Consider the following 23,238-nt stretch of genomic DNA (forward strand, 5'->3'; position numbering starts at 1 on the left):
GCTGGACTAGCGGTTCACGTAGGGCGTGACCACGTTCCCGAGCGCGGCCCGCAGCACCGATTTCGGCCGTGCTCCGACGATCGACGAGGTCACCACCCCGTCCCGGAAGAACAGCAGCGTCGGCATGGCCAGCACCCGGTACGCCATCGTGGTCACCGGGTTCTGATCGGCGTCGAGCGTCCCGATCACCAGCTGCCCGTCGAACTCGGGGGCCAGCTCGGCCAGCACGCGCGACATCGGTCCGCAGGGCGGGCACCAGGTCGCCCAGAAGTCGACGACCACCGGTCGCCGGGCCTGGAGCACCAGCTCGTCGAAGGTGGCGTCGGTGATCGTGGTCAGAGTGTTCTCCGGCATGGGTTCTCCAATGCTTGATCGAGCTGGTCGTGCAGCCGCTCGCGGACCTCGGTGAGCTGGCCCAGGTAGTCGTCCACCTCGGCGATCTTGCGGCGGAGCACGGCGACCGAGTCCGGGCAGACGTGGCCGGCGCTGTTCCCGGCCCGCAGGCACGCCACGAAGGGCCGGATGTCGTCCAGCCCGAACCCGGAGGCCAGCAGCGTGCGGATCTCGTGCACCACGCGCAGCTCGCCGTCGTCGTACTGCCGGTAGCCGTTGGCGTCCCGGCGGGCCTGGACGAGCCCGTGCTCCTCGTAGTACCGCAGCGTGCGCGGGCTGGTCCCGGCCAGTTCGGCGAGCTCCCCGATCAGCATGTCGCCGACGGTACGGCTTGACACCGGCGTCAAGGCAAGACCGTGCAACGATGGGGCGCATGGTCGACGGTCCGGTGGCGTTCGTGCTCGGCGGTGGTGGTGTTCTCGGGGCGGTCGAGGTGGGCATGCTCCGGGCCCTGTTCCGGGCCGGGTTCCGGCCGGATCTGGTGGTCGGCACCTCGATCGGGGCGGTCAACGGCGCACTGGTCGCGGCCGAGCCCGGCGAGGCGGTCACCGATCGGCTGGTCCGGCTCTGGGCGTCGCCCGAGGCGGCGGCCGTCTACGGCGATTCGATCGGCCGTCAGTTGCGCCGGTTCGCGGCCCGCACCCACCTGCACTCGCCGCTCCCGCTGCGCCGCCTGCTGGAGGGCGAGCTGGGTGAGGCGGCCACGTTCGCCGATCTGAAGGTGCCGTTCCACTGTTGTGCGGCCAGCATCGAGCGGGCCGCCGAGCGCTGGTTCGACAGTGGCCCGCTGGTCGACGCGGTGCTCGCGTCGTCGGCCGTGCCGGGTCTGCTGCCCCCGATGGAGATCGGCGGGGAGCACTTTGTGGACGGTGGGATCGTAAACTCGATCCCGATCAGCGAGGCGGTCCGGCTCGGCGCCAAACTGATCTTCGTGTTGCAGGTGGGCCGGGTCGAGCGGCAGCTCACCGTCCCGCGACGACCATGGGAGGTGGCCCAGGTGGCGTTCGAGATCGCCCGCCGGCACCGGTTCGCCCGGGACATGGCCACCCTGCCCGACGCCGTCCGTGTGCACGTCCTGCCCAGCGGCAGCGGCGAGACCGGGGACGACTCGCCGTGGGCCTATCGGGACATGGCTCGGGTCGGCCGCCGGATCAGCCGGGCCTACACCGCGTCCCGGCGTTATCTGGCCGCCAATGTGAACCCGTTGCCGTGAGCCTTCCTCCGACCTGGGTCCGCCGCCTCGTCATCGCCCCGGCCGTCGTCCTGCTCGCCGTGACCTTGCTCACCACGCTGCCGATCTGGCTGCTCTTCGCGCTGGCCGTGTCGCCGCTGGTCCCGGGCCGGTTGCGGGTGCCCCGGCTGGTCTTCCTGCTGATCGTCTACGTGGTGTGGGACGCCGCCGCCCTGATCGTGCTGACCGTTCTCTGGCTGGCCTCCGGTTTCGGCCTCCGGATCCGCAACCCGTTCTTCCAGCGGGCGCACTACGTGGTGACCGGCTGGTTCCTGCGCACGCTGTTCTGGTTCGCCCGCTGGTCGCTGCACCTGGCGATCGACGTGGTCGGCACCGATCCGGACACCGCCCAGCCGGGCCGCCCGGAGATCGTGGTCAGCCGGCACGCCGGCCCGGGTGACTCGTTCACCCTGATCCACGCGCTGGTCAACTGGTTCGCCCGGGAGCCGCGGATCGTGCTGAAGGCCGCGCTGCAGTGGGATCCGGCGGTCGACGTGCTGCTCAACCGCCTGCCGAACCGTTTCATCACCCCGGGGCGGACGGCGACGGAGACGCTTGAGGATCAGATCGGCGAGCTCGCCACCGGCCTGGACGACAACGACGCCTTCGTGATCTTCCCGGAGGGCGGCAACTTCACGCCGCGCCGCAAGGTCAAGGCGATCGCCCGGCTGCGGGCCAGCGGTCTGGACGACATGGCGGTCAAGGCGGAGAACCTGCACAACCTGCTGCCGCCGAAACCGGGTGGCCTGCTCGCGGCGATCGACGCCGCGCCCGACGCCGGCGTGATCTTCGTGGCCCACACCGGCCTCGACCGGATGGTCACGGTCGGCGACGTGTGGCGTGAGCTGCCGATGGACAAGCGCCTGGTGATGCGGTTCTGGAGTGTCCCGCCGGAGGAGGTGCCGGTCGGCGAGCAGGAGCGGATCGACTGGCTCTACGCCTGGTGGGCGCGCATCGACGCGTGGATCGACGAGAACCGGCCGGCGCCACGGCCGTTGTGGATCGACCGCGGCGCCGGCTGAGAAGGACTACTTGCCGCCCAGCGCCTGGTAGACGTTGTCCGGCGCCTCGACGATCTGACCGGCCGGGGGCTTCTCGGTGGTCACCGTCTGGCCGTAGTCGCTGTACTTGACGACCAGCGGCTGCGCCTCCCGGTTGTCGACCGCCGGCAGCCGCAGCGTCAGCGTCTCGAGCCGGTCCTGCGGGTCGAGCGTCGCCTCGAACGGCACCTTCTGCGCGTCCGCGCCGTACCCGTCGACGGTGACCTTGCTGATCCCGGCCACCCCGGCCGCCTTGGTCAGGTCGAGCGTGCCCGAGTAGGCGCCCTCACCGGCGGTGGTCACATCGGTGGTCGACTTGAGCAGGTCGGCGGTGTTGGCCGGGTCGATCTGCCCGGGCTTGAGGCCGATGTTGGCGCTGTCCGGCAGGCGGGCCATGTCCACGTGCGTCCAGGTGTCGCCCTGCGTGATGCCGGGGATCTGGGCGTACAGATCCTGCCCGAACAGCAGCGTCTTGACGGTCAGCGCGGTGTTGCTGCCCTTGGCGACCACCTCGGCGTTGCCGTTGCCGTGCGGCGCGTCGATGTTCGCGGTCAGCTGGAAGCCGGCGCCGTTCGTCATGGTCATCTTGAAGCTGGTGTTGCCCAGGGCCGCCGCCGCGTCCGACAGCGCCTTGACCGCGGCCGGGTCGGCGCTGGTGGAAGGTGCGGCCGAAGCCGCCGGGGCGCTCGATGACGAGGTCGCCGCTGTCCCGTTCGCGGTGCAGCCCGCCACCGCGATCGCGGCCGTGGCCACGGTGAGAGCGAGCCGTGTAGTCCGCATGGCTGTCCTTCCTGTCGGTGAGAACCGTCGATGGCGAAGGTTCCCGATCGTGGTGACGAGCAAACGGACACTCTCTGCCCGGTTGGCCGCTGCGACCATGGCCGGGGCATGATGAACCGATGTTGTTCAGACAGGGGGAGGACTCGTGAGATTCGAGGTCAGCAAGGTCCTCGACGCCATCGAGGCCCGGCTCACCACGGACCCGGCTCTCGCCCGGGCCGTGGTCGATCTGTCGGAGGTGGTGCGCTACGCCGACCTCGACGGCGGCCGCCCGGCCAGCCTGGTCCGGCTCGGCCTGCTGGTCGACGCGTTCGGGCGCTACGTCGCCGAGGAGAACGTCCCGGTCTACGTGATCGCCCCGCGCGGTCTGCTCTCCGACACCGACCTGACGTCCAACGAGCGCATGGTGGTGCGTCGCTGGGCCGACGACGGCAAGGTCGAGGTCGTGCCGCAGATGGACGACCGGGTGCTCGAGGTGGCCGAGATGCTCGGCCTGCCGGTGCTCACCCGCGACCGGGAGGATCGTTTCCGCGCCACCCGTCCGTGGGTCGCCGAGCCGGGCCGGTTGCTGGCCCTGGTGTCGCAGCAGGGTGGCCCGACGCTTGTCGCCCGCGTCGGCCGGGGCGAGGCGGTCAAGCCGTCGCCGCGGTCCCCGCTGGGTGAGCGGCTGCTCGCCCGGCTGTGGAAATGTCCGGACTTCAACTGCACCACGTTCGGCTCGGGCGGCGACTCGGACAGCCCGTTCGCCGACATGCGCACTTTCACCAGCCCGGTTGCCCAGCCGCCGCCCGCACTCCGGGCCGGCGTGCCGACCTGCCCGCGCCACGGCGAGCGCCTCAAGGACGCGGGTCCCCGCCCGGCCACCGAGGTGCTCTCGGTCCGCATCGACGGCGTGATCCGCCAGCGGTTCGCCGTCTCCGAGGACCAGCCGATCGTTGTCGGTCGCGCGCCGGAGGGCAACGGCGGCGTCATGCTGGGCCAGTGGCTCACCGCCGACGCCCGCAAATGGATCAGTCGCGGTCACGTCCGCTTCTCCCTGCGCGCCGGCGAGATCACCGCGAAGGACATCAGCACCAACGGCACCGGTGTCCGCCCGGGCGGCTCGCAGAACGACGACGAGCGGATCACCCTGCACCGGGACGAATCGCGCGTCCTCGCCCCGGACGACATCATCGAGCTCTACGCCGGCGTCCACGTCGGCCGCGCCAAGCTCTGGTCGAACGGCGGCGTCGTCCAACCGCAATCGGTCATGGCCGAAGCCCCGACGATGGCGATCCGCCCGGTCGGCCGCTGATCTGAAGCGGACATAGGACCGAAGATCAACTTCAAGATCTTCATGTCCTATGTCCGCCGTGGTCCAGATCGTCGCTCCCGCGGGGACCCTTCCGACCCTCGCAGGCCGCTGGCGCGGCCAAAACGCGAGGCCCGGAAGGGCGACGTGGTCTTTTGGTTGCGGTCAAACCAACCAAACCGTCGACGCCTCCTGAAGCCCCGGAGGTCCCGCTCCGAGCAACAGACCCCACCCACGCCCGAAACCATCCACCAGCGTCCCGTGCGTCAGCCCACGCACGGCTGCGGCCTACCCCAGCCCCAGCCGCGCTCCCGCCCGTCGGCTGGCGCTGAGGGCTGCAAAAACGGCCGGATACAACCCTCAGCACCAGCTGAGCCCGCAACCCGCGCCGCTGGCTGAACCTGGGTCGGCGCCGCGCGGGGTGGACGTCGCGCGGGGTGGACGTCGCGTCGGGTGGGCGTCGCGGGTGGTGACTGCGGCGCGGGGCCCGGCGGGGCTTGCGCCTCGCGTCGAGGCGAGCCTCAGGCGGGTGTCAGGCGGCCAGGACGGCGGCGAGCTGGGCGACCGCGTGGTCGAGGTCTTCCTCGGTGATCACCAGGGGCGGGGCGAGCCGGATGGTCGACCCGTGCGTGTCCTTGGCCAGGACGCCCCGCTCGGCCAGGCGCTCGCACGCCTCCCGCCCGGTCATCAGCGCCGGGTCGATGTCCACCCCGGCCCACAGCCCGCGGCAGCGCACCCCGACCAGGCCCTGGCCGATCAGCGCCGAGAGACCCGCTTCGAGCCGCTCGCCGAGGCGGGCCGAGCGCTCCTGGAACTCGCCGGTGCGCAGCAGCCCGACCACGGCACTGCCGACCGCGCAGGCCAGCGCGTTCCCGCCGAACGTGGAGCCGTGCTCGCCGGGCTTGAGGACGCCGAGCACGTCGCGGTTCGCGGCGACGGCCGAGACCGGCACGATGCCGCCGCCGAGCGCCTTGCCCAACACGTACATGTCAGGAATGACGTTCTCGTGGTCGATGGCGAAGGTCTTCCCGGTCCGGCCGAGCCCGGACTGGATCTCGTCGGCGATCAGCAGCACGTTGTTCGCGGTGCAGGCCTCGCGGACGGCCGTGAAGTACCCGGCCGGCGGGATCAGCACGCCGCCCTCGCCCTGGATCGGCTCGACCAGCACGGCGACCGTGTTCGGGGTGATCGCCGCGGCCAGCGCCTCGGCGTCGCCGTAGGGCACGATCACGAATCCGGGCGTGTACGGCCCGAAGTCGGCCCGCGCCTCCGGGTCGGTCGAGAAGCTGACGATCGTCGTGGTCCGGCCGTGGAAGTTGCCGTCGGCCACGATGATCTCGGCCTGGCCGTCCGGGACGCCCTTGACCTGGTAACCCCACTTGCGGGCCACCTTGATCGCGGTCTCCACGGCCTCGGCGCCGGTGTTCATCGGCAGCACCAGGTCCTTGCCGCACAGCTCGGCCAGCCCGCCGCAGAACGCCGCGAACTGGTCGTGCACGAACGCGCGGCTGGTCAGCGTGAGCCGGTCCAGCTGGGCGTGGGCGGCGCCGATGAGCGCCGGGTGCCGGTGCCCGAAGTTCAGTGCCGAGTACCCGGCCAGCATGTCGAGGAAGCGCCGGCCGTCGACGTCGGTGACCCAGGCGCCCTCGGCCTCGGCGACCACGACGGGCAGCGGGTGGTAGTTGTGCGCGGTCCAGCGCTCGGCCTCGGCCAGCGCGGAAGGCGTACGGAATTCAACAGTCGTCACGAGCGCACCTCCAACGTGCAGCACTTCGGGCCGCCGCCGGCCTTGCGCAGCTCGGAAACGTCGACCCCGATCGGGTGGTAGCCGCCCTTGCGCAGCGCCTCGGTGAGGTGCGTGGCCTGCACCGGCAGCACCACGTTGTGGCCGTCGCTGACCGCGTTGAGGCCGAGCACCTCGGCGTCCTCGGGCGTTGCGATGATCGCATTCGGGAACAGCTGCCGGAGGACGGATAACGAACCCGGCGAGAACGCCGACGGCAGGTACGCGATGTTCGTCTCGTCCAGCACGCAGAGCGCCGTGTCCAGGTGGTAGTACGCCGGGTCGACCAGCTGCAGCGTGATCACCGGCCGGCGCAGGAATTCCTGCGTCTCGGCGTGTGACGCGTGCGAGGTGCGGAACCCGGTCCCGGCCAGCAGCACGTCCCCGGCGAGCAGGATGTCGCCCTCGCCCTCGTTGGTGTGCTTGGGCATCTCGACCTCGAAGCCCGCCGCGGCGAACCAGGCCGCGTAGGCCGGCGCCTCGTCGGCCCGCTCGGCGTCCCGGAACTGCACGCCCAGCGCCCGCCCGTCGACGATCGTCCCGCCGTTGGCGGCGAAGACCATGTCGGGCAGCCCGGGCAGCGGGTCGACCAGGTCGACGGTGTGCCCGAGGTCCAGGAACGTCTGGCGCAGGCTTTCCCACTGGCGGACGGCGAGCGCGTTGTCGTACGGCGCGGTGGGGTCCATCCACGGGTTGATCCGGTAGGTGACGGCGAAATGGGTGGGCCGGCACATCAGATAGCGGCGCTTGGCGGTCATGGTGAAGACGCTAGGGGCGCTGGTCATCCACGTACCCCGGCGTGATGTTGCGTGCTCCGGCGGATCATTGCGTGATCCCGGGGGAGGCCGGCGAATCGTTGTGTGGATACCACACAGGCGCCGGGGGCGGCATTCTCATGCCACTCCCGGCGCCTGTGCGGGTCGACCGGCGAACCGCCGGACAGGCCCGGCGAACCGCCGGAGAATTCGGGGCGGGCCGACGAGGGGTCGTCCCGGTTCCGAAGGGTGTACCGACCACAGTATCGCTGTCGGTAAATGTCAGTTACCCGTCAGAACCGGTTTGCAAACTGTGCGTCAAGCCACTCCCGCAGGTTCGACGCCGGCTGGACGTCGGTGCCGAGCCAGCTCAGCTGACCGTTGAGGGCGAGCACGCCCAGCACGATCGCGCCGATCGAGACGGCGATACCGATCAGGGCGTCGCCCTTGCCGGCGACGTGCTGCTTGCGGGTGGCGCCCAGGCCGGCCAGGGACAGGAGCAGGCCGAGACCGGCGACGCCGATGCCGTAGCCGGCCATCGGGCCGGAGAGCACGAGCGCGATCCCGGCGATGCTGACGATCAGGCCGAGCGTGGCCAGGCCGCTGGTCCGCGGACGCCGGACGACGGCCGGCTTGACCGGCTCGGCCGGGCGGCCGACCGCGATCGGCTTGCGCTCGGCCGCCGTGGGCGGGGTGACCGTGCTGGTCCGCGGCTTCACGAGGGTCTGTGTGGTGCCCTCGTCGGTACGCGGCTTGGTGATGTTCTGAGTGGTGGGCTCGTCGTCCCGGCGGGGCTGCACCGGAACCCGGGCCGTCTCGTCGGTGTCGGTCGTCGCCGTACGCGAAAAGGTAGGCATCCTCACGTCAGCACCTCCTTCAACGGGGGGTCATCTGACGTGGCTCTATACCCGGGACATCCGGAAACGACACGAGGGACGCACCTTTCGTGCGCCCCTCGTAACAAAATCGCAGGTCAGACCAGCGAGGACACCGCGTTCACGTCGGACGCCTTGCTGATCACGTGGTCGACCAGCCCGTAGTCCTTCGCCTGCTGGGCGGTGAACCAGCGGTCCCGGTCGGAGTCACGCTCGATCTCCTCCGGGGTGTGCCCCGAGTGGAACGCGATCCGCTCGTTCATCACCTGCTTGATGTGCAGCATGCTCTCGGCCTGGATGGCGATGTCGGCGGCGGTGCCACCGATGCCGCCGGAGAGCTGGTGCATCATCACCCGGGCGTGGGGCAGTGCATACCGCTTGCCGGGGGTGCCGGCGCAGAGCAGGAACTGCCCCATCGAGGCGGCCATGCCCATCGCGATCGTGGCCACGTCGTTCTTGATGTACTGCATGGTGTCGTACACCGCCATCCCGGCGGAGATCGAGCCACCGGGGGAGTTGATGTACAGCGCGATGTCGCGGTCGGCATCCTCGGAGGCGAGCAGCAGCATCTGCGCACAGATCCGGTTGGTCACCTCGTCATTGACCTCGGAGCCGAGGAAAATGATCCGCTCTCGGAGCAGACGCTCGAAGACCTGGTCGTCGAAGGACGCGCCGCCGCCGCGCATGGTCGGTTCAACACTCATGGGTCAACCCTTTCGCATCCGCTCTTCTACGTCTCACACCTTCTCCCACAGGGCGTGTCGAAACCCAGCGATTCCCCTCAGGGCGAATCCGCTCACGGCAGAATGGTCGGGTCGTGGGTGGCACTGATCACGCTCGGCCGGGAGCCGGACGCGCTCCGGATACCTTTGGCGGGTGCCGGAGGGACATACCATTCACCGCCTCGCCACCCGCCATCGCGAGCTGTTCGCCGGCCGCGCGGTGGCCGTCTCCAGCCCGCAGGGCCGCTTCGCGAGCGGCGCCGCGCTGCTCGACGGGCTGGTGCTGCGCGACACCGAGGCGTACGGGAAGCACCTGCTGCACCACTACCAGGGCGATCGCACCCTGCACGTGCACCTCGGGCTCTACGGCAAGTTCACCGAGGGCGAGCCGCCGCTGCCCGACCCGGTTGGCCAGGTCCGGATGCGGATGGCCGGCCCCACGCACTGGCTCGACCTGCGCGGGCCGACCGCCTGCGAGGTGCTCGATCCGCCGGCCGTGGAGTCGCTGCGGGCCCGCCTCGGCGCCGACCCGTTGCGCGACGACGCCGACCCCGCGCGGGCGTACACGAAGGTCAGATCCAGCACCAAGCCGCTGTTCGCCCTGCTCCTGGACCAGTCCATCGTGGCCGGCTGCGGGCTGATCTACGCCAACGAGGTGCTGTTCCGGGCCGGCCTGTCGCCGCTCACCCCGGGCACCGCGATCGACCGGGAGCTGTGGTCGGCGCTCTGGGACGATCTGCGCGCGCTGATGAAGGAGGGTGTCGCCCGGGGCCGCATCGACACCGTGCACACCCGGCACACGCCGGAGGCGATGCGGCGGGCGCCGCGCGTCGACCGGCACGGCGGCGAGGTGTATGTCTACCGCCGCGCCGCCCAGCCGTGCCTGGTCTGCGGCACGGCCGTCGCGATCGGCCCGCTGGCCGGCCGGAACCTTTACTGGTGCCCGACCTGCCAGCCCGCTAGGAAGTAGCGGTCGGCGTCGCCGAGGCGCTGACCGTCGGCGTCGCACCCACGGGCGGTGCCTCCGTGCTGGCCGACGGGGACGGGGTGGCCGGGGTCGGCGCGGTCGTCACCGGGGTGCGCGGGGTCTCGCCGGTGCCGGAGGGGACACCCAGCTCGAAGTTCGCCTTCAGCCAGGGCAGCAGTTCCTTGTAGGCCGCGATGGTGTCCGGCTGGTTGAAGTCGTGCGAGAGGATCACCGCGCCCGGCTTGACGCCCTTCTTCACCGACGCCACGACCCGCTTGATGTGATCGGCGTCGGTCTCGTTCTCGGTGTGCTCCCAGTCGCGCGGGTCGACCTCCCAGTAGAGCGAGGCCATCCCGGCGCCGTGCGCCACCTGCACGAGCTTGTCGTTGAAGTTGCCGCCCGGGGCCCGGAAGAACGGGATCGACGCGCCCGGGACCGCGGCCCGGATGGCCGCGCTGGTCTTGGCCAGGTCGGCCCGGATCTGCTTCGGGGTCTTCTTGGCGATCGCCAGGTCGTGGTTGTACGTGTGGTTGCAGAGCGTGTGACCGGCCGCGACGATCTGCCGCACCATCTCCGGATGCTTGGCCGCCTGCTCGCCGACCAGGCAGAACGTGGCCTTCACGCCGTACTGATTCAGCATTGCCAGGATCTTGGGGGTCTGCTCCGGGTCCGGCCCGTCGTCGAAGGTCAGCGCGACCTGCTGACCGCCGGTGGTGAGCAGCGACTTGCCCGGGCCGGCGCCCTGGGGCAGGGGTGTGGCCGGGTTGAACTGGGCCGGCTTGCCGGTGACGGTCGCCTCCGGGGTCGGCTTGGCGGTGCTGCCGGCGACCGGGTCGGCCTGAGCCTCGCCCGGCTTCTCCCCGGCGTCGCCGGCCTTGCCGCGCTGCTGCGCCGCCTGGGCCGAGGCCGCGGCCTGCGCGGCGGCGGTCAGCGAGCCCGGGTCGCTCTTGCTCGGCTGCGACAGCGGCACCGCGGTGATCAGCAGACCGGCCACCACGAGCGTGCCGAGCACGGTCGTGGGCCGGTTCTTGGCCGCTTCCAGCCACGTCTCCAAGGGGAACGTGCCGGGCGCGCGGTGCGAACCGGTGACCGGTCGTTTCCCGCGGGACCGCTTCTTCTCCGCGGCGCGGCGCGAGCTTCGCGACGACGATTCCTTGACGGTACGGACGGTGCTGTACGACCCGGTGTCACCCGCTCGGTGGCGGGCCCGGGCGGCGCGGGTCGGAGCTTCGGCGACGGCGGGAGCGTCCACAGCGGAGCGCAGCGACGGCCCCAGGACCTCCGTGCGCGACCTCGGCCGGGGCACAGTCGTCTCCGAGCCGTCGGCAGAGTCCGGCCGACGGTGCCGCCCACCCGTCGCGGCTACGTCGCCGGAGCTCGTCAATTGCGGCGAGGTATACGGCGGCATTCGTCATGCCTACCGGTTGACAAGATCAGGCGCGATACCAGATCGGTCATCGCGCCGTCACTCATCGCTGTTTCAGCTGGTCACTCACCGTATTCCTGTGAGCAATATCTGTTGCCATTCAGCTGAGATTCTCGTCGCGTTCCGTCTCGCCGCGGGTCATCCGGGCCAGCCGGTCCACCACCCCGGCCACCGGAACACCCTTGGCAAGCAACGCCCGCTGGCGCGCGGCCCCCGTCCCGCGTGATCGCAATCGGTCGCTCAGCACGGTCACCAGTTCCGAGTCGCCGTGCCGTTCCAGCTCCGGCCGGACGTAGTCGACCAGCTGCCGCAACAGCTTCCAGGCGGGCCGCGGCTCCCGGCTGGCCATGTCCAGGCCGAGCCCGTCGAGACCGTCCTTGGCGGCCCGCCAGTGCGCGGCCATCAGCAGCGGATGCGGCACGTCGGGCGCGTCCACGCCGTCCCGCACCTCGTTCAGCAGCGTCGCGACGAGCGCCCGGGCCAGCGCGGCCAGCAGCATCGCGTCGTCCAGGGTGGGCGTCACGTCGCCCATCCGGATCTCCACGGTCGGATAGTTGGCCGACAACCGGGCGTACCAATAGAGCATTCCCGCGTCGAGCATCGCGCCGCTCGCCTCGAGATCCGCGATCAGGGTCAGATAATGATCATGCGATTGGAGGTACGGCGTGGGCCCGACCGTCGGCCAGCGCTCCCACATCATCGAGCGCCAGCTGGCGTACCCGGTGTCGCGCCCGCCGAACAGCGGCGAGTTCGCCGTCGCCGCCTGCAGCACCGGCAACCAGGGCCGCAGATGATTCAGGATGCGTACGCCGGTCTCGTCATCCGGAATGCTCACGTGCACGTGCGTCCCGCACAGGCCCTGCCCCGGCGACAGATCGCCGAACCGTTCACGCATCTGGTGGTAGCGCGGCTTGTCGACCAGGCGCGTGTTCGGCCCGGCGGCCGGCCCACAACCCACCGCGAGCAGCCGCGAACCGGCGCGCTCGGCCGCGTCGGCCAGCTCGGTCCGCAGCTTGGTCATCGCCTCGTAGAGGCCCATCAGTTCCAGCTGGGGTGGACTCGCCACCTCGATCTGGCTGCGCAGGTATTCGTGCTGCACGCTGGCCCGGAGATCCTCCGGGACCTCGGCCAGCACCGCCTCCACGGTCTCCACCCCGCGGGGCTCCACCGCGTCGACGAGCAGGTACTCCTCCTCGATCCCCAGTGTCAGAAGATCCCGTCGCTCGGCTCGTGCGGCCAATCGCGGGTCGATAGTCGTCGTGCCCTCGGCAGCGGCATCCATGGCCAGCGGATACCCTCCCGGTTCTTCCGGGAAACCGCAGCTCAGGGCCGGGTTGCCAGGTCGAGCTAGGCTTCATCCCATGCTGTTGGTCGGGTACTGGGCGCTGGCGGGCACCGCCCTGCTCGAACCCGGCCTGAGCAGCGGGCCCCGCCTGGTCCTGGCGCTCGCCCTGGTCACCGCCGCGCTGCTGGTCGTCGCCGCGGTCGCCGTCCCGGTCCTGTTCGCCGGCCTGATTCCCGGCCTGCGAGCCTTCGCCCGCCGCTCCCGCGCGTCGGCGCCCCGCCTCCTGGACCCGGACGCCGCCGGTCGCCCGCGCCCCAGAGCCCCGACCGCCAACCCCGCGGCCGCGTAGCTTCTCTCGCGCTGCCGCCTAGGTGTCCTACTCGTTCCGGACCCTTGGGGTACGTCCATGTCTGTCACCGGTCTGTTCCACGCTGTCGTCAACGCCGCCCACACCGCCATCACCGCCCTGGCCACGCACCTGGACCCGGTCGCCGGAAGCCTCGCCGCGGCCGTCGCCATCGTCGTCTTCACGCTGCTGGTCCGCGCGTCCCTGACCCCGCTCACCTATCTGCAGATCCGCACCGAGCGCCGCCGGGCCGTCCTCGCTCCGGACCTCGCCGCGCTCCGCAAGAAGCACAAGGATCCGATGGAGCTGGCCACGGCCACCCTCGCCCTGCAGCGTGAACACGGCATCGGCCCGTTCGCCGGCCTGCTCCCGGCGCTGGTCCAGGCCCCGTTCTTCATGGTCATGTACCGGGTCGCCCTGAACCCGCCGGCGGGCGCGATCGCCGGAGTCCCGCTGACCGCGCACCTCTCGGCCGGTCTCCCGGTCTTCGCCGTGCTGCTGGCCCTGTCCGCGGCCATCGCCTGGTGGTCCTCCCGCCGGGCCGTCCCGCCGGCCCCGGCCGACCCGGCCGACCCGACCCAGCAGGCGGCCGCGATGACCGCCAAGCTGCTCAAGTACCTCCCGTGGCTGAGCGTCCTGGCCGTCGCCTGGCTCCCCCTGGCCGGCGGCCTCTACCTGGTCACGTCCGCGGCCTGGACCGCCGCCGAGCAGGTGGTCCGCCGCCGCCTGGTCCCCGCCCCGCTCACCACCGCGAGCTAGCACTTCCGCAGCCGGCTCTCCGGGCTTCCTCTCACCACCGCGAGCTAGCACTTCCGCAGCAGGCTCTCCGGGGTTCCTCAACCGGCCCGACCCACCCTGAGCGCCAGCCGGAGAGTCCGAGCTGGTGTTCAGGGTCGTCTCAGGGGCCCGGAGGCAGCCCTGAGCGCCAGCCGACGACCGCGAGTCGTGGCTGGGGGCTGGGTGGGCCGCCGCCTCGCGGGCCGTGGGGCACGGGGCTCAGGCGGGTGGTCTCGGGGGTGGGCGGGTTTGTTGCTCTGAGCGTGACCAGAAGACCACGTCGCCCTTTCGGGCCTCGCGTTCTGGCCGCGCCAGCGGCCTGCGAGGGTCGGAAGGGTCCCCGCGGGAGCGACGATCTGTACCCCGGCGGACCGAGGCAATGAAGATCTTGATGGGTTATGACGTATCGACGTTCGTTGACAAGTTGCGGAAACAAGCGTGCAATCTTCTCCTGAGAGCGCTCTCACACACCCATCCCCCTCGAAAGGGCGTGTTCCCTCATGGCAGCTCCCCGGAGACTCCTCGCGACAGCCGCCGCGGCATTGACGATCGTGGCGTCCGTGACCTTTGTGAACTCTGCCGAGGCGGCCGTGCCGGCGCCGCCGAGCGGGATGTCGCTCGTCTTCAGCGACGACTTCACCGGCGCGGCCGGCACTGGGCTGAATCGGTCGAACTGGCTGTACGACATCGGCACCGGATATGCCGGCGGCGCGGCCAACTGGGGCACCGGCGAGGTCGAGACGATGACCGACTCGACCGCCAACGTCTACCAGGACGGCGGCGGCAACCTGGTGATCAAGCCGATCCGGAGTTCGTCCGGGGCGTGGACGTCGGGTCGGGTGGAGACGCAGCGGACCGATTTCGCGGCGCCGGCCGGTGGCAAGGTGCGGATCGAGTCGCGGATTCAGCAACCGAACGTGAGCGGTGCGGCGGCGGCCGGTTACTGGCCGGCGTTCTGGGCGCTGGGTGCCGCGGCGCGGCCGGTCGGGGCGACGAACTGGCCGGGCATCGGCGAGTGGGACATCATGGAGGACATCAACGGCCGGTCCTCGGTCTTCGCGGCGCTGCACTGCGGGACGAATCCGGGCGGTGTCTGCAACGAGACGACCGGCCTGACCAGCGGCGAGCGCGCGTGTTCGGGCTGCCAGACCGGCTTCCACACGTACGCGATCGAGTATGACCGCAGCACCTCCCCGGAGCAGCTGCGGTGGTATCTGGACGGCAACAACTACTTCACGCTGAACTCGTCCCAGGTCGACGCGACGACCTGGAACAACGCGACGCACCACGGCATGTTCGTGATCCTGAACGTGGCGATCGGCGGTGGTTTCCCGGCCGCGTTCGGGGGCGGGCCGACCTCGGCGACCCAGTCCGGGGTGCCGATGCTGGTCGACTACGTGGCGGTCTACCAGTCGTCGGGCGGCACCACGACCACGCCGCCGACCACGACGCCGCCGGCGAGCGGGACGCGGGACGCGTACGCGCAGATCCAGGCCGAGTCCTACAACGCGGCGGCCGGCGTGACGGTCGAGACGTGTTCCGAGGGTGGTCAGGACGTCGGTTACATCGCGAATGGTGACTGGCTGCAGTTCGACAACGTGAACTTCGGGTCCGGCGGGGTGAAGGACTTCGTGGGCCGGGTCGCCTCCGGTGCCGGAACCGCGATCAGTGGGCTGGTCGAGGTCCGGGTGGACAGCCGCAGCAACGCGCCGATCGGCAGCTTCGCGCTGGCCTCGACCGGCGGCTGGCAGACCTGGACGTCGGTACCGGCCAATGTGGCCAATGTGACGGGCACGCACACCGTGTACCTGACCTTCACCAGTGGCCAGCCGGCCGACTTCGTGAACGTGAACTGGATCCAGTTCCGCAAGTAGAAAAGATCGTCGATGAGCCGTGCCCGCTGACCAGCGGTCACGGCTCGTTGTCGCGCCATCACCACGGATCGAGATTTAAAGATATTTAAGGTTCATACCCCCTTTACTTTTACTGTTAACAGTCTTAAAGATTGAACCATCTCACCGGAGGCGCATGGAAGGACAGCTATGAAGCGCTCCCGATCGGTTCTTCTCGCGACGGTCACGGCGGTAGTCGCGGCCGGCACCGCCACCTGGTTCGCCGGCGATGCGTCGGCCGCCGCGGCCTGCGCCCCGGCCTGGAGTTCGACGGCCACGTACGTCAAGGACAACGTCGCCTCGCAGAGCGGCCACAACTTCACCGCGAAGTGGTGGACCCAGAACGAGTCGCCGGCCACCCACAGTGGCCAGTGGGACGTCTGGATCGACAACGGGACCTGCGGCGGGGGGACGACGCCGACGAGCAGTCCCACCAGCAGCCCGACCAGTAGCCCGACCACCAGTCCTTCCCCCAGTCCGACCGTGAGCACCAGCCCGACGACCCAGCCGACCGGCACCGGATCCCTCCCGGCGCACTTCCTCACCGGTTACTGGCAGAACTTCGTCAACGGCGCGGCCCCGCTCAAGCTGGCCGCCGTCCCCAGCACGTACGACCTGATCGCGGTCGCCTTCGCCGACGCCACCTCGACCCCGGGCGCAGTCAGCTTCACCCTCGACTCCGGCCTGGCCGGCGCGGTCGGCGGTTACACCGACGCGCAGTTCAAGGCCGACATCGCCACGCTGCACTCGCGCGGCAAGAAGGTGATCATCTCGGTCGGCGGCGAGAAGGGTTCGGTGAGCGTCTCCAGCGACGCCGCGGCCACCGCGTTCGCGAACTCGGTCTACTCGCTGATCCAGGCCTACGGCTTCGACGGCGTCGACATCGACCTGGAGAACGGGCTCAACGCCACCTACATGGCGAGCGCGCTGCGGTCGCTGCGGGCCAAGGCCGGCGCGAACCTGATCATCACGATGGCGCCGCAGACCATCGACATGCAGAGCACCGGGTCGTCGTACTTCGCGCTGGCACTGTCGATCAAGGACATCCTCACGGTCGTCCACACGCAGTTCTACAACTCGGGCGCGATGCTCGGCTGCGACCAGATGAACGCGTACAGCCAGGGCACCGAGAACTTCCTGACCGCGCTCGCCTGCATCCAGACCCAGAACGGCCTGCGGCCCGACCAGGTCTCGCTCGGCCTGCCGGCCAGCACGAGCGCGGCCGGGGGCGGATACGTCGCGCCGTCGGTGGTCAACGCCGCCCTGGACTGCCTGGCCCGCGGCACCAACTGCGGAACGTTCAAGCCGCCGGCGACCTACCCGGGCATCCGCGGCGCCATGACCTGGTCGATCAACTGGGACGTCACCAACGGCAGCAACTGGGCCAACACGATCGACCCGCACCTCGCCACCCTGCCCTGATCCGACCCCATCCCTCTCATCCCCCTCGGAGCTCCCATGCGCACGAGCAGGAAGATCGCCCTCGTCTCGGCGGTCCTGGCCACCAGTGCGGCCGCGGCCGTACTCCCGATGACCTTCGCCAGCGCGGCCACGGCCTGCGCCCCGGCCTGGAGTTCGTCCGCCACGTACGTCAAGGACAACGTCGCCTCGCAGAGCGGCCACAACTTCACCGCCAAGTGGTGGACCCAGAACGAGTCGCCGGCCACCCACAGTGGCCAGTGGGACGTCTGGATCGACAACGGCGCCTGTGGCGGCACGACCACCCCGACCACCACCCCGCCGACCGGGCCGACCACGAACCCGCCGACCACCGGCACGAAGATGGCCTCGGCGCCCTACGTCTACCCGGGCTGGGGCAACCCGCCGGCGCCGGCCACGGTCGTCAACGCCACCGGCATCAAGTCCTTCACGATGGCGTTCGTGCTGGCCAACGGCTGCAACCCGGTGTGGGACGGCGAGTCCGGCCTGACCGGTGGCGTGCACGCCAGCTACATCTCGCAGATCAAGGCGGCCGGCGCCGACGTCATCCCGTCGATCGGCGGCTACAGCGGCAACAAGCTCGGCCCGAACTGCACCACGGTCGACGCGCTGGCCGGCGCGTACCAGAAGGTGATCAACGCGTTCGGTCTCAAGGCGATCGACGTCGACATCGAGAACACCGACGAGTTCGAGAACACCGCGGTCCAGGACCGGATCCTCGGCGCCCTGAAGGTCATCAAGGCCAACAACCCGTCGGTGAAGACCATCATCACCTTCGGCACGCTGCCGACCGGCCCGAACTACTACGGCACCCGGCTGGTCCAGCAGGCCAAGGCGCTCGGCGCCAACATCGACATCTTCACCCAGATGCCGTTCGACTTCGGCGGCGGCGCGGACATGTACGCCTCCACCGTCGGCGCCACCGAGGGCCTGAAGAACCTGGTCAAGACCACCTTCGGCTACACCGACGCGCAGGCCTACTCGCACATCGGCATCTCCGGCATGAACGGTCTCTCCGACCAGCAGGAGCTGACCTCGGTCGACACCTGGACCCGCCTCCGGGACTACGCCAAGAACAACAACCTGGCCCGCTTCACCTTCTGGGCGGTCAACCGGGACCGCGGCTGCGCCGGCGGCGGCGTGGTCTCCGACTGCTCCGGCATTGCGCAGTCCGACTGGGCGTTCACCAAGATCAGCGCCGGTTTCTGAGCCCTTTTTTAAAGATCAACACCGATTTGCGCGTACGGCGTGAAGGAGCGCGGTCGTCCACCCGGGCGGCCGCGCTCCGCCGTTCCCGCACGTCTCAGGAAGCGCGAGCGCCCGCGCTCCGCCGTTTCCGCACCTTCTTCGTGATCCACCAGCCGACGGTGATCGCGAAGAAGGCCCAGACCCCGTAGTCGAACCAGTGGCTGTACTTCTCCACGTCCTGCCAGCGCGACCCGAGCGCATACCCGGCCCCGACGAACAGCGCGTTCCACACCCCGCTGCCGATCGCCGTGAACAGCGCGAATCGTCCGAGCGGCATGCGATTGGCCCCGGCCGGGATCGACACGAGACTGCGGACCACCGGAGCGCAGCGCCCGACCAGCACGGCCGCGTTCTCGTGGCGCTCGAACCACCGGTCGGCCTGATCGAGATCCTCGGCGTCGACCAGCGGGATCCGGTCCAGCCACCGCCGCAGCCGCTCCTCGCCGAGCCCGCGGCCCAGCCAGTAGAGCAGCAGCGCCCCGATCAGCGCGCCCAGCGTCGCGGCGGCCCAGACCAGGGTGAGGCTGACCCGCCCCTCACTGGCCAGATATCCGGCCATGGACAGCACGATCTCGCTGGGGATCGGCGGAACCAGGTTCTCCAGGGCCACAAGCAGGCCGACACCGGTTTCGCCGAGCGTGTCGATGACCGATGCGACCCAGCCGGCCAGTCCGCTCAGTTCTGCCATCCATCACTGGTACCCGGTGATCGCGACGGCAACCACTTCCGTATATACCGATGATCGGTATATTCTTCCGCCATGAGCGACGTTCCCATGCGGGAGCCCACCTTCCTGGTGCTCACCGCGCTGGCCGAGGAGCCGCGACACGGCTACGCCGTGATCGAGGACGTGGCCGCCATGACCGACGGGCGGGTCCGGCTGCGCGCCGGCACGCTCTACGCCGCCCTGGACCGTCTGCGGGTCGAGGGCCTGATCGAGGTCGACCGGGAAGAGGTCGTCCAGTCCCGGCTCCGGCGCTACTACCGGCTCACGGGGGCCGGCGAGCAGAGCCTGGCCGCCGAGACCGCCCGCCTGCGCCGGCAGGCCGCCATCGCCGAGCGCCGGTTGCGCGCTCGCCGCACCGAGCTCGGGGGAGCCCCGGCGTGACCACTTTGGAACAGCGTTATCGCAGGCTGCTGCGGTTCTACCCGCCCGCGCACCGGGACGTCTACGAGGAGGAGATGCTCGGCGTGCTGCTGGCCGCCGCGCCGCCGGGTCGTCGCTTTCCCGGCCCGGCCGATGCGTTCGACCTGGTCCGCGGGGCCCTCACGGTCCGCTTCGGGCGAGGATCAAAAGCCGATCACGGTACGGCGTGGCGCGACGCCGCCGCGCTCAGCGCCCTCCTCGTCGCCCTGCTGATCGGCGGCTTCGCCGTCGCGACGTTCACCGAGGCGGTCGCGGATCTGGCCCGCGGTGTCCCGCTGCGTCTGGCCGGCCCGGCCGGTCTGGCCGATCCGGCGTTGCGGTCCGTGGCCTGGCTCGCGGTCGCCGTGGTCGCGCTGACCGGGCGGTTTCGTGCCGCCGCCCTGCTCTCCGGCCTCACCCTGCTGGTCGAGTTGGGCACGCTGGCCTTCTGGCTGGGTGTGACCCCGTGGGCGGCGTCGCGTCTGGCCTGGACGCCGAGCATGGCGATCGTGGTGACCGTCGCGTTCGCCGTGGCCGCCCCGGCCCGCCCGATCCGGGTGTTGACCGGCCGGTTCGGTCTCGGGCTGATCGCCGTGGCCGCGGCGGTCACCCCGTTCGCGACGTGGGCGGTCGAGACGACCGCGTTGCAGCCCGACGATCTGTCGGTCTGGTTGCCCTTCGCGCTCTTCACCGGTGTGCTGGTCGGCACCGATCGGCCGGTGCGGTGGCGGGCGGCGCTGCTGTTCCTGGGGATGCTGCTGGCGCCGATCGTCCTGATGACGGGCTGGGACTCGACGGTGCTGGCGGGCATGACCTCACGGGTCCCGGAGGTGATCTCCCTGCGCGGGGTGGTGCTCTCCCTGGCACCGCTGGGGATCGTCGCGATTGCCGGGTTCTGGTTCGCCCGACGTTTTGCCGTCCGGGGGCGGGGACATGTAAAGGTGCATGAGTGACCGGTGGTACCAGCAGGCGGTCGTCTACTGCCTCGACATCGATACCTTCGCCGACTCGAACGGGGACGGCATCGGGGACATCCCCGGGCTGATCGGCCGGCTCGACTATCTGGCCCGGCTGGGGGTGACCTGCATCTGGCTGAACCCGATCCACCCGTCGCCGGACCGCGACGACGGTTACGACGTGGCCGACTTCTACAACGTCGACCCGCGGTTCGGCACCCTCGGGGACTTCGCCGAGCTGCTGCATCAGGCCGGCAACCGGGGCATCAAGGTGATCATCGACCTGGTGGTGAACCACACCTCGGACAAGCACCCGTGGTTCGTCTCGGCCCGGTCGTCGCCCGACTCTCCGTACCGTGATTGGTATGTCTGGAGCGAGACCGCGCCGCCGGACCGCAACCAGGGCATGGTTTTCCCCGGCGAACAGGCCGAGACCTGGAGTTACGACCGGACGGCCAAGCTCTGGTACTACCACCGGTTCTACAAGTTCCAGCCGGACCTGAACATCAAGAATCCCGAGGTCCGCGAGGAGATCAAGAAGATCTGCGCGTTCTGGCTGCAGCTCGGGGTCGCCGGGTTCCGGATGGACGCGGTGCCGTTCATCATCGAGGAGACCGTTCCCGGCAAGCCGGACGCGGCCAAGGATTTCGGCTACCTGACCGAGCTGCGCCAGCACCTGCAGTGGCGCAAGAGCGACGCGGTGCTGCTGGCCGAGGCCAATGTGGAGCCGGCGCAGCTGGTCACCTACTTCGGCGACGAGGGCGGCTCGGGCAACCGGATCCACATGCTGTTCGACTTCATGCTCAACGCGAAGATGGTGCTCGCGCTGGCCCGGGAGGACCCGGAGCCGATCATCGACGGGCTGCGGGACACCCCGGCGCTGCCGCCTGGCGGCCAGTGGGCGACGTTCCTGCGCAACCACGACGAGATCGACCTGTCCCGGCTGACCGCCGAGCAGCGGGCCGACGTCTTCGCGAAGTTCGGCCCGGACGAGGACATGCAGCTCTACGGCCGGGGCATCCGCCGGCGCCTGGCCCCGATGCTCGGCAACGATCGTCGGCGGCTCGAATTGGCGTACTCGCTGCAGTTCAGCCTCCGGGGAACCCCGGTGCTGAGGTACGGCGAGGAGATCGGCATGGGCGACGACCTGGCGCTTGAGGGCCGGGACGCGATCCGCACCCCGATGCAGTGGTCCGGCCTGGCCAACGGCGGGTTCTCCACCGCCCCCGCGGACCAGCTGGTCCGCCCGGTCGTCACCGACGACGGCTACGGGTACGAGCAGATCAACGTCACCCGGCAGCGCCACGACCCGGCCTCGCTGCTGTCGTGGTTCGAGCGCATGATCCGCACGCTGCGCGAGGCGCCCGAGGTCGGCGTCGGTTCGTGCACGCACGTCGACGTGCCCGCGCCCCGCAGCCTGCTCGTGCACCGGGCCGACGGGCCCGCCGGGAGCATGCTGTTCCTGCACAACCTCGGCCCCGACGACGTGACCGTGGACCTGAGCAGCCTGGAGGGCGAGGCGGAACTGCCCAACGACGTCCTGGCCGACTCGGAGTACCCGGAACCGGGCAAGCTCGACGACCTCAAGGTGTCCGGACATGGTTACCGCTGGATCCGACTCCACAGGACCGTGTGACGCGGATTAGAGTCACCCGTCAGGAGCAGCGAAGATCACAACGGGAGGCCGCAGTGTCGCAGTCCGCATCGTCGAGGGTCGCCATCGTCACCGGAGCCGCGCGCGGCATCGGTGAGGCCATCGCACTCAAGCTCGCCGCCGACGGCCTGTCCGTCGCGGTCGTCGACCTCGACGAGGGCGCCTGTGCGAACACGGTCACCGCGATTCACGACGCGGGCGGCACTGCGGTCGCCATCGGTGCCGACGTCGCCAAGCCGGAACAGGTGACGGCCGCGGTGGAGCGGGTCGTGGCCGAGCTCGGCCCGCCCACCGTGCTCGTCAACAACGCCGGGGTGCTCCGCGACAACCTGCTCTTCAAGATGACCGAGGACGACTGGGACATCGTGATGAGCGTGCACCTGAAGGGCTCGTTCCTGTTCAGCCGCGCGGTGCAGAAGCACATGGTCGACGCCGGCTTCGGCCGGATCGTCAGCCTGTCGAGCACGTCGGCGCTGGGCAATCGCGGTCAGGCCAACTACGCGGCGGCCAAGGCCGGTCTGCAGGGCTTCACCAAGACGCTGGCCATCGAGCTCGGCAAGTTCGGTATCACCGCGAACGCGGTCGCGCCCGGATTCATCGTCACCGACATGACCCGGGCCACCGCGGCGCGGATGGGCGTCGACTTCGCCGACTTCGAGAAGGCGTCGATCGGTCAGATCCCGGTGGCCCGCGCGGGCCGTCCCGAGGATGTGGCGAACACCGTCTCGTTCCTCGCGAGCGAGGGTGCCGGATTCGTGTCCGGTCAGGTGATTTATGTGGCCGGCGGGCCCAAAGATTAATACTGGCAACTTGCTGAGAGCGGCTACAAAGAAGTGATGAACCGACGCATGAGCTCCCGCAGCGTGTCGCTGACCAGCACATTTCTGCTGCTCGCGGCCGGTGGTGCGGCGGCTTGTGACAACGACCGCTATCACGACGAGGGCTTCTACTGCGCCGACGAGAACGGCGTGATCGTCGATGAGGACTACTGCGACGACAACGGCGGTTATCGCAACGGCGGGCCGTATTACATCTACCACTCACCGGGCTACCGGTCGGGCTATCGGGTCGGGCAGAAACTGCCGTCCGGCGGCAGCCGGTTCGCGTACAACGATGCTTCCTCGCGGAGCACGTACGGGCTGCCGTCGACCGGCCGGGTCGGCAACGGGACGGTCAAGACCGGCGTCGTCGGCAAGGGCGGCAGCGGCAGCAAGGGCTCCTCGGGCAGCCACGGCTCCTCAGGTGGATGAT

At 70.1% G+C, this 23,238-nt stretch carries 24 protein-coding genes; 14 read left to right on the plus strand and 10 right to left on the minus strand.

Going from position 1 to position 23,238, the window contains the following annotated elements; translation table 11 throughout:
- Nucleotides 1–6: 6 nt before the first annotated feature.
- Both ACSHV8_RS45735 and ACSHV8_RS45740 read right to left on the minus strand, forming a co-directional pair.
- Nucleotides 7–354, minus strand: coding sequence for a thioredoxin family protein (locus ACSHV8_RS45735; protein ID WP_436526710.1), 348 nt, complete (start codon nt 352–354; stop codon nt 7–9).
- Nucleotides 336–707 (minus strand): MerR family transcriptional regulator, encoded by a 372-nt coding sequence (locus ACSHV8_RS45740; RefSeq protein WP_436526712.1) that lies wholly within the window; start codon nt 705–707, stop codon nt 336–338. The genes ACSHV8_RS45735 and ACSHV8_RS45740 overlap by 19 nt, the downstream gene beginning before the upstream one ends.
- A gap of 59 nt (nt 708–766) precedes the next feature.
- On the opposite strand from ACSHV8_RS45740, the gene ACSHV8_RS45745 reads away from it, so the two are divergent.
- Both ACSHV8_RS45745 and ACSHV8_RS45750 read left to right on the plus strand, forming a co-directional pair.
- Entirely contained in the window at nt 767–1,606 is an 840-nt protein-coding gene (locus ACSHV8_RS45745) for a patatin-like phospholipase family protein (RefSeq protein ID WP_436537258.1), read from the plus strand.
- On the plus strand, nt 1,603–2,646 hold the full coding sequence (locus tag ACSHV8_RS45750; protein ID WP_436526714.1) for a 1-acyl-sn-glycerol-3-phosphate acyltransferase: 1,044 nt from the start codon (nt 1,603–1,605) through the stop codon (nt 2,644–2,646). The genes ACSHV8_RS45745 and ACSHV8_RS45750 overlap by 4 nt, the downstream gene beginning before the upstream one ends.
- Nucleotides 2,647–2,652: 6 nt before the next feature.
- Here ACSHV8_RS45750 and ACSHV8_RS45755 read toward each other — a convergent pair whose 3' ends face one another.
- Nucleotides 2,653–3,444, minus strand: coding sequence for a hypothetical protein (locus tag ACSHV8_RS45755; protein ID WP_436526716.1), 792 nt, complete (start codon nt 3,442–3,444; stop codon nt 2,653–2,655).
- A 145-nt stretch (nt 3,445–3,589) separates the two neighbouring features.
- On the opposite strand from ACSHV8_RS45755, the gene ACSHV8_RS45760 reads away from it, so the two are divergent.
- Nucleotides 3,590–4,738, plus strand: coding sequence for an FHA domain-containing protein (locus ACSHV8_RS45760; RefSeq protein WP_436526718.1), 1,149 nt, complete (start codon nt 3,590–3,592; stop codon nt 4,736–4,738).
- 529 nt (nt 4,739–5,267) lie between these two features.
- On the opposite strand, the gene rocD is transcribed toward ACSHV8_RS45760, so the two are convergent.
- The 4 genes from rocD to ACSHV8_RS45780 form a co-directional block, all read right to left on the minus strand.
- On the minus strand, nt 5,268–6,482 hold the full coding sequence (gene rocD / locus ACSHV8_RS45765; protein WP_436526720.1) for an ornithine--oxo-acid transaminase: 1,215 nt from the start codon (nt 6,480–6,482) through the stop codon (nt 5,268–5,270).
- A complete protein-coding gene (gene ddaH / locus ACSHV8_RS45770) occupies nt 6,479–7,303 on the minus strand; it encodes a dimethylargininase (protein ID WP_436526722.1) in 825 nt (274 codons plus the stop codon). The genes rocD and ddaH overlap by 4 nt, the downstream gene beginning before the upstream one ends.
- A gap of 263 nt (nt 7,304–7,566) precedes the next feature.
- Nucleotides 7,567–8,130, minus strand: coding sequence for a hypothetical protein (locus tag ACSHV8_RS45775; RefSeq protein ID WP_436526724.1), 564 nt, complete (start codon nt 8,128–8,130; stop codon nt 7,567–7,569).
- Nucleotides 8,131–8,246: 116 nt separating this feature from the next.
- Nucleotides 8,247–8,852: an ATP-dependent Clp protease proteolytic subunit gene (locus tag ACSHV8_RS45780; protein ID WP_436526725.1), complete on the minus strand. Its 606-nt coding sequence runs from the start codon at nt 8,850–8,852 to the stop codon at nt 8,247–8,249.
- Between the two features lie 172 nt (nt 8,853–9,024).
- Between ACSHV8_RS45780 and ACSHV8_RS45785 the strand changes: the two genes are divergently transcribed.
- Complete coding sequence (locus ACSHV8_RS45785; protein ID WP_436526727.1) at nt 9,025–9,840, plus strand: Fpg/Nei family DNA glycosylase; 816 nt, start codon at nt 9,025–9,027, stop codon at nt 9,838–9,840.
- On the opposite strand, the gene ACSHV8_RS45790 is transcribed toward ACSHV8_RS45785, so the two are convergent.
- Both ACSHV8_RS45790 and ACSHV8_RS45795 read right to left on the minus strand, forming a co-directional pair.
- Complete coding sequence (locus ACSHV8_RS45790; protein WP_436526729.1) at nt 9,830–11,143, minus strand: polysaccharide deacetylase family protein; 1,314 nt, start codon at nt 11,141–11,143, stop codon at nt 9,830–9,832. The two genes, ACSHV8_RS45785 and ACSHV8_RS45790, sit on opposite strands and share 11 nt — an antisense overlap.
- A gap of 220 nt (nt 11,144–11,363) precedes the next feature.
- The gene (locus ACSHV8_RS45795; protein ID WP_436526731.1) at nt 11,364–12,545 is read right to left on the minus strand and encodes a carboxylate-amine ligase; all 1,182 of its coding nucleotides are present in this window, start codon (nt 12,543–12,545) and stop codon (nt 11,364–11,366) included.
- A 79-nt stretch (nt 12,546–12,624) separates the two neighbouring features.
- Between ACSHV8_RS45795 and ACSHV8_RS45800 the strand changes: the two genes are divergently transcribed.
- The 5 genes from ACSHV8_RS45800 (at nt 12,625) to ACSHV8_RS45820 (ending at nt 18,212) form a co-directional block, all read left to right on the plus strand.
- A complete protein-coding gene (locus tag ACSHV8_RS45800) occupies nt 12,625–12,897 on the plus strand; it encodes a DUF6412 domain-containing protein (RefSeq protein WP_436526733.1) in 273 nt (90 codons plus the stop codon).
- 57 nt (nt 12,898–12,954) lie between these two features.
- Complete coding sequence (locus ACSHV8_RS45805; RefSeq protein ID WP_436526735.1) at nt 12,955–13,653, plus strand: YidC/Oxa1 family membrane protein insertase; 699 nt, start codon at nt 12,955–12,957, stop codon at nt 13,651–13,653.
- Nucleotides 13,654–14,171: 518 nt separating this feature from the next.
- On the plus strand, nt 14,172–15,545 hold the full coding sequence (locus ACSHV8_RS45810; RefSeq protein WP_436526737.1) for a carbohydrate-binding protein: 1,374 nt from the start codon (nt 14,172–14,174) through the stop codon (nt 15,543–15,545).
- 168 nt (nt 15,546–15,713) lie between these two features.
- The gene (locus ACSHV8_RS45815) at nt 15,714–16,985 is read left to right on the plus strand and encodes a chitinase (RefSeq protein WP_436526739.1); all 1,272 of its coding nucleotides are present in this window, start codon (nt 15,714–15,716) and stop codon (nt 16,983–16,985) included.
- A 36-nt stretch (nt 16,986–17,021) separates the two neighbouring features.
- Nucleotides 17,022–18,212, plus strand: coding sequence for a chitinase (locus tag ACSHV8_RS45820; protein ID WP_436526741.1), 1,191 nt, complete (start codon nt 17,022–17,024; stop codon nt 18,210–18,212).
- Nucleotides 18,213–18,306: 94 nt separating this feature from the next.
- Here ACSHV8_RS45820 and ACSHV8_RS45825 read toward each other — a convergent pair whose 3' ends face one another.
- Nucleotides 18,307–18,939: a DedA family protein gene (locus tag ACSHV8_RS45825; protein ID WP_436526743.1), complete on the minus strand. Its 633-nt coding sequence runs from the start codon at nt 18,937–18,939 to the stop codon at nt 18,307–18,309.
- 72 nt (nt 18,940–19,011) lie between these two features.
- Between ACSHV8_RS45825 and ACSHV8_RS45830 the strand changes: the two genes are divergently transcribed.
- From ACSHV8_RS45830 to ACSHV8_RS45850, 5 genes are read left to right on the plus strand one after another with little or no spacing between them, the layout of a single operon-like run.
- A complete protein-coding gene (locus ACSHV8_RS45830) occupies nt 19,012–19,359 on the plus strand; it encodes a PadR family transcriptional regulator (RefSeq protein WP_436526745.1) in 348 nt (115 codons plus the stop codon).
- Nucleotides 19,356–20,330, plus strand: coding sequence for a hypothetical protein (locus ACSHV8_RS45835; RefSeq protein ID WP_436526747.1), 975 nt, complete (start codon nt 19,356–19,358; stop codon nt 20,328–20,330). Before ACSHV8_RS45830 ends, ACSHV8_RS45835 begins: the two co-directional genes overlap by 4 nt.
- Nucleotides 20,323–21,969, plus strand: coding sequence for an alpha-amylase family protein (locus ACSHV8_RS45840; protein WP_436526749.1), 1,647 nt, complete (start codon nt 20,323–20,325; stop codon nt 21,967–21,969). The genes ACSHV8_RS45835 and ACSHV8_RS45840 overlap by 8 nt, the downstream gene beginning before the upstream one ends.
- Nucleotides 21,970–22,022: 53 nt before the next feature.
- Nucleotides 22,023–22,787, plus strand: coding sequence for a 3-oxoacyl-ACP reductase FabG (fabG, locus tag ACSHV8_RS45845; RefSeq protein ID WP_436526751.1), 765 nt, complete (start codon nt 22,023–22,025; stop codon nt 22,785–22,787).
- A gap of 36 nt (nt 22,788–22,823) precedes the next feature.
- Entirely contained in the window at nt 22,824–23,237 is a 414-nt protein-coding gene (locus tag ACSHV8_RS45850) for a hypothetical protein (RefSeq protein WP_436526753.1), read from the plus strand.
- Nucleotide 23,238: the final 1 nt, after the last annotated feature.

The organism is Actinoplanes sp. HUAS TT8 (genome assembly GCF_051380535.1).
Classification (GTDB): Bacteria; Actinomycetota; Actinomycetes; order Mycobacteriales; family Micromonosporaceae; genus Actinoplanes.

Excerpts from the sequence above, each read along its gene's own strand:
- ACSHV8_RS45735 (WP_436526710.1), bottom strand. The coding sequence starts at position 354 with ATGCCGGAGAACACTCTGACCACGATCACCGACGCCACCTTCGACGAG.
- ACSHV8_RS45740 (WP_436526712.1), bottom strand. The coding sequence starts at position 707 with ATGCTGATCGGGGAGCTCGCCGAACTGGCCGGGACCAGCCCGCGCACG.
- ACSHV8_RS45745 (WP_436537258.1), top strand. The coding sequence starts at position 767 with ATGGTCGACGGTCCGGTGGCGTTCGTGCTCGGCGGTGGTGGTGTTCTC.
- ACSHV8_RS45755 (WP_436526716.1), bottom strand. The coding sequence starts at position 3,444 with ATGCGGACTACACGGCTCGCTCTCACCGTGGCCACGGCCGCGATCGCG.
- ddaH (WP_436526722.1), bottom strand. The coding sequence starts at position 7,303 with ATGACCAGCGCCCCTAGCGTCTTCACCATGACCGCCAAGCGCCGCTAT.
- ACSHV8_RS45775 (WP_436526724.1), bottom strand. The coding sequence starts at position 8,130 with ATGCCTACCTTTTCGCGTACGGCGACGACCGACACCGACGAGACGGCC.
- ACSHV8_RS45780 (WP_436526725.1), bottom strand. The coding sequence starts at position 8,852 with ATGAGTGTTGAACCGACCATGCGCGGCGGCGGCGCGTCCTTCGACGAC.
- ACSHV8_RS45795 (WP_436526731.1), bottom strand. The coding sequence starts at position 12,545 with ATGGATGCCGCTGCCGAGGGCACGACGACTATCGACCCGCGATTGGCC.
- ACSHV8_RS45800 (WP_436526733.1), top strand. The coding sequence starts at position 12,625 with ATGCTGTTGGTCGGGTACTGGGCGCTGGCGGGCACCGCCCTGCTCGAA.
- ACSHV8_RS45805 (WP_436526735.1), top strand. The coding sequence starts at position 12,955 with ATGTCTGTCACCGGTCTGTTCCACGCTGTCGTCAACGCCGCCCACACC.
- ACSHV8_RS45810 (WP_436526737.1), top strand. The coding sequence starts at position 14,172 with ATGGCAGCTCCCCGGAGACTCCTCGCGACAGCCGCCGCGGCATTGACG.
- ACSHV8_RS45815 (WP_436526739.1), top strand. The coding sequence starts at position 15,714 with ATGAAGCGCTCCCGATCGGTTCTTCTCGCGACGGTCACGGCGGTAGTC.
- ACSHV8_RS45820 (WP_436526741.1), top strand. The coding sequence starts at position 17,022 with ATGCGCACGAGCAGGAAGATCGCCCTCGTCTCGGCGGTCCTGGCCACC.
- ACSHV8_RS45825 (WP_436526743.1), bottom strand. The coding sequence starts at position 18,939 with ATGGCAGAACTGAGCGGACTGGCCGGCTGGGTCGCATCGGTCATCGAC.
- ACSHV8_RS45830 (WP_436526745.1), top strand. The coding sequence starts at position 19,012 with ATGAGCGACGTTCCCATGCGGGAGCCCACCTTCCTGGTGCTCACCGCG.
- ACSHV8_RS45840 (WP_436526749.1), top strand. The coding sequence starts at position 20,323 with ATGAGTGACCGGTGGTACCAGCAGGCGGTCGTCTACTGCCTCGACATC.
- ACSHV8_RS45850 (WP_436526753.1), top strand. The coding sequence starts at position 22,824 with ATGAACCGACGCATGAGCTCCCGCAGCGTGTCGCTGACCAGCACATTT.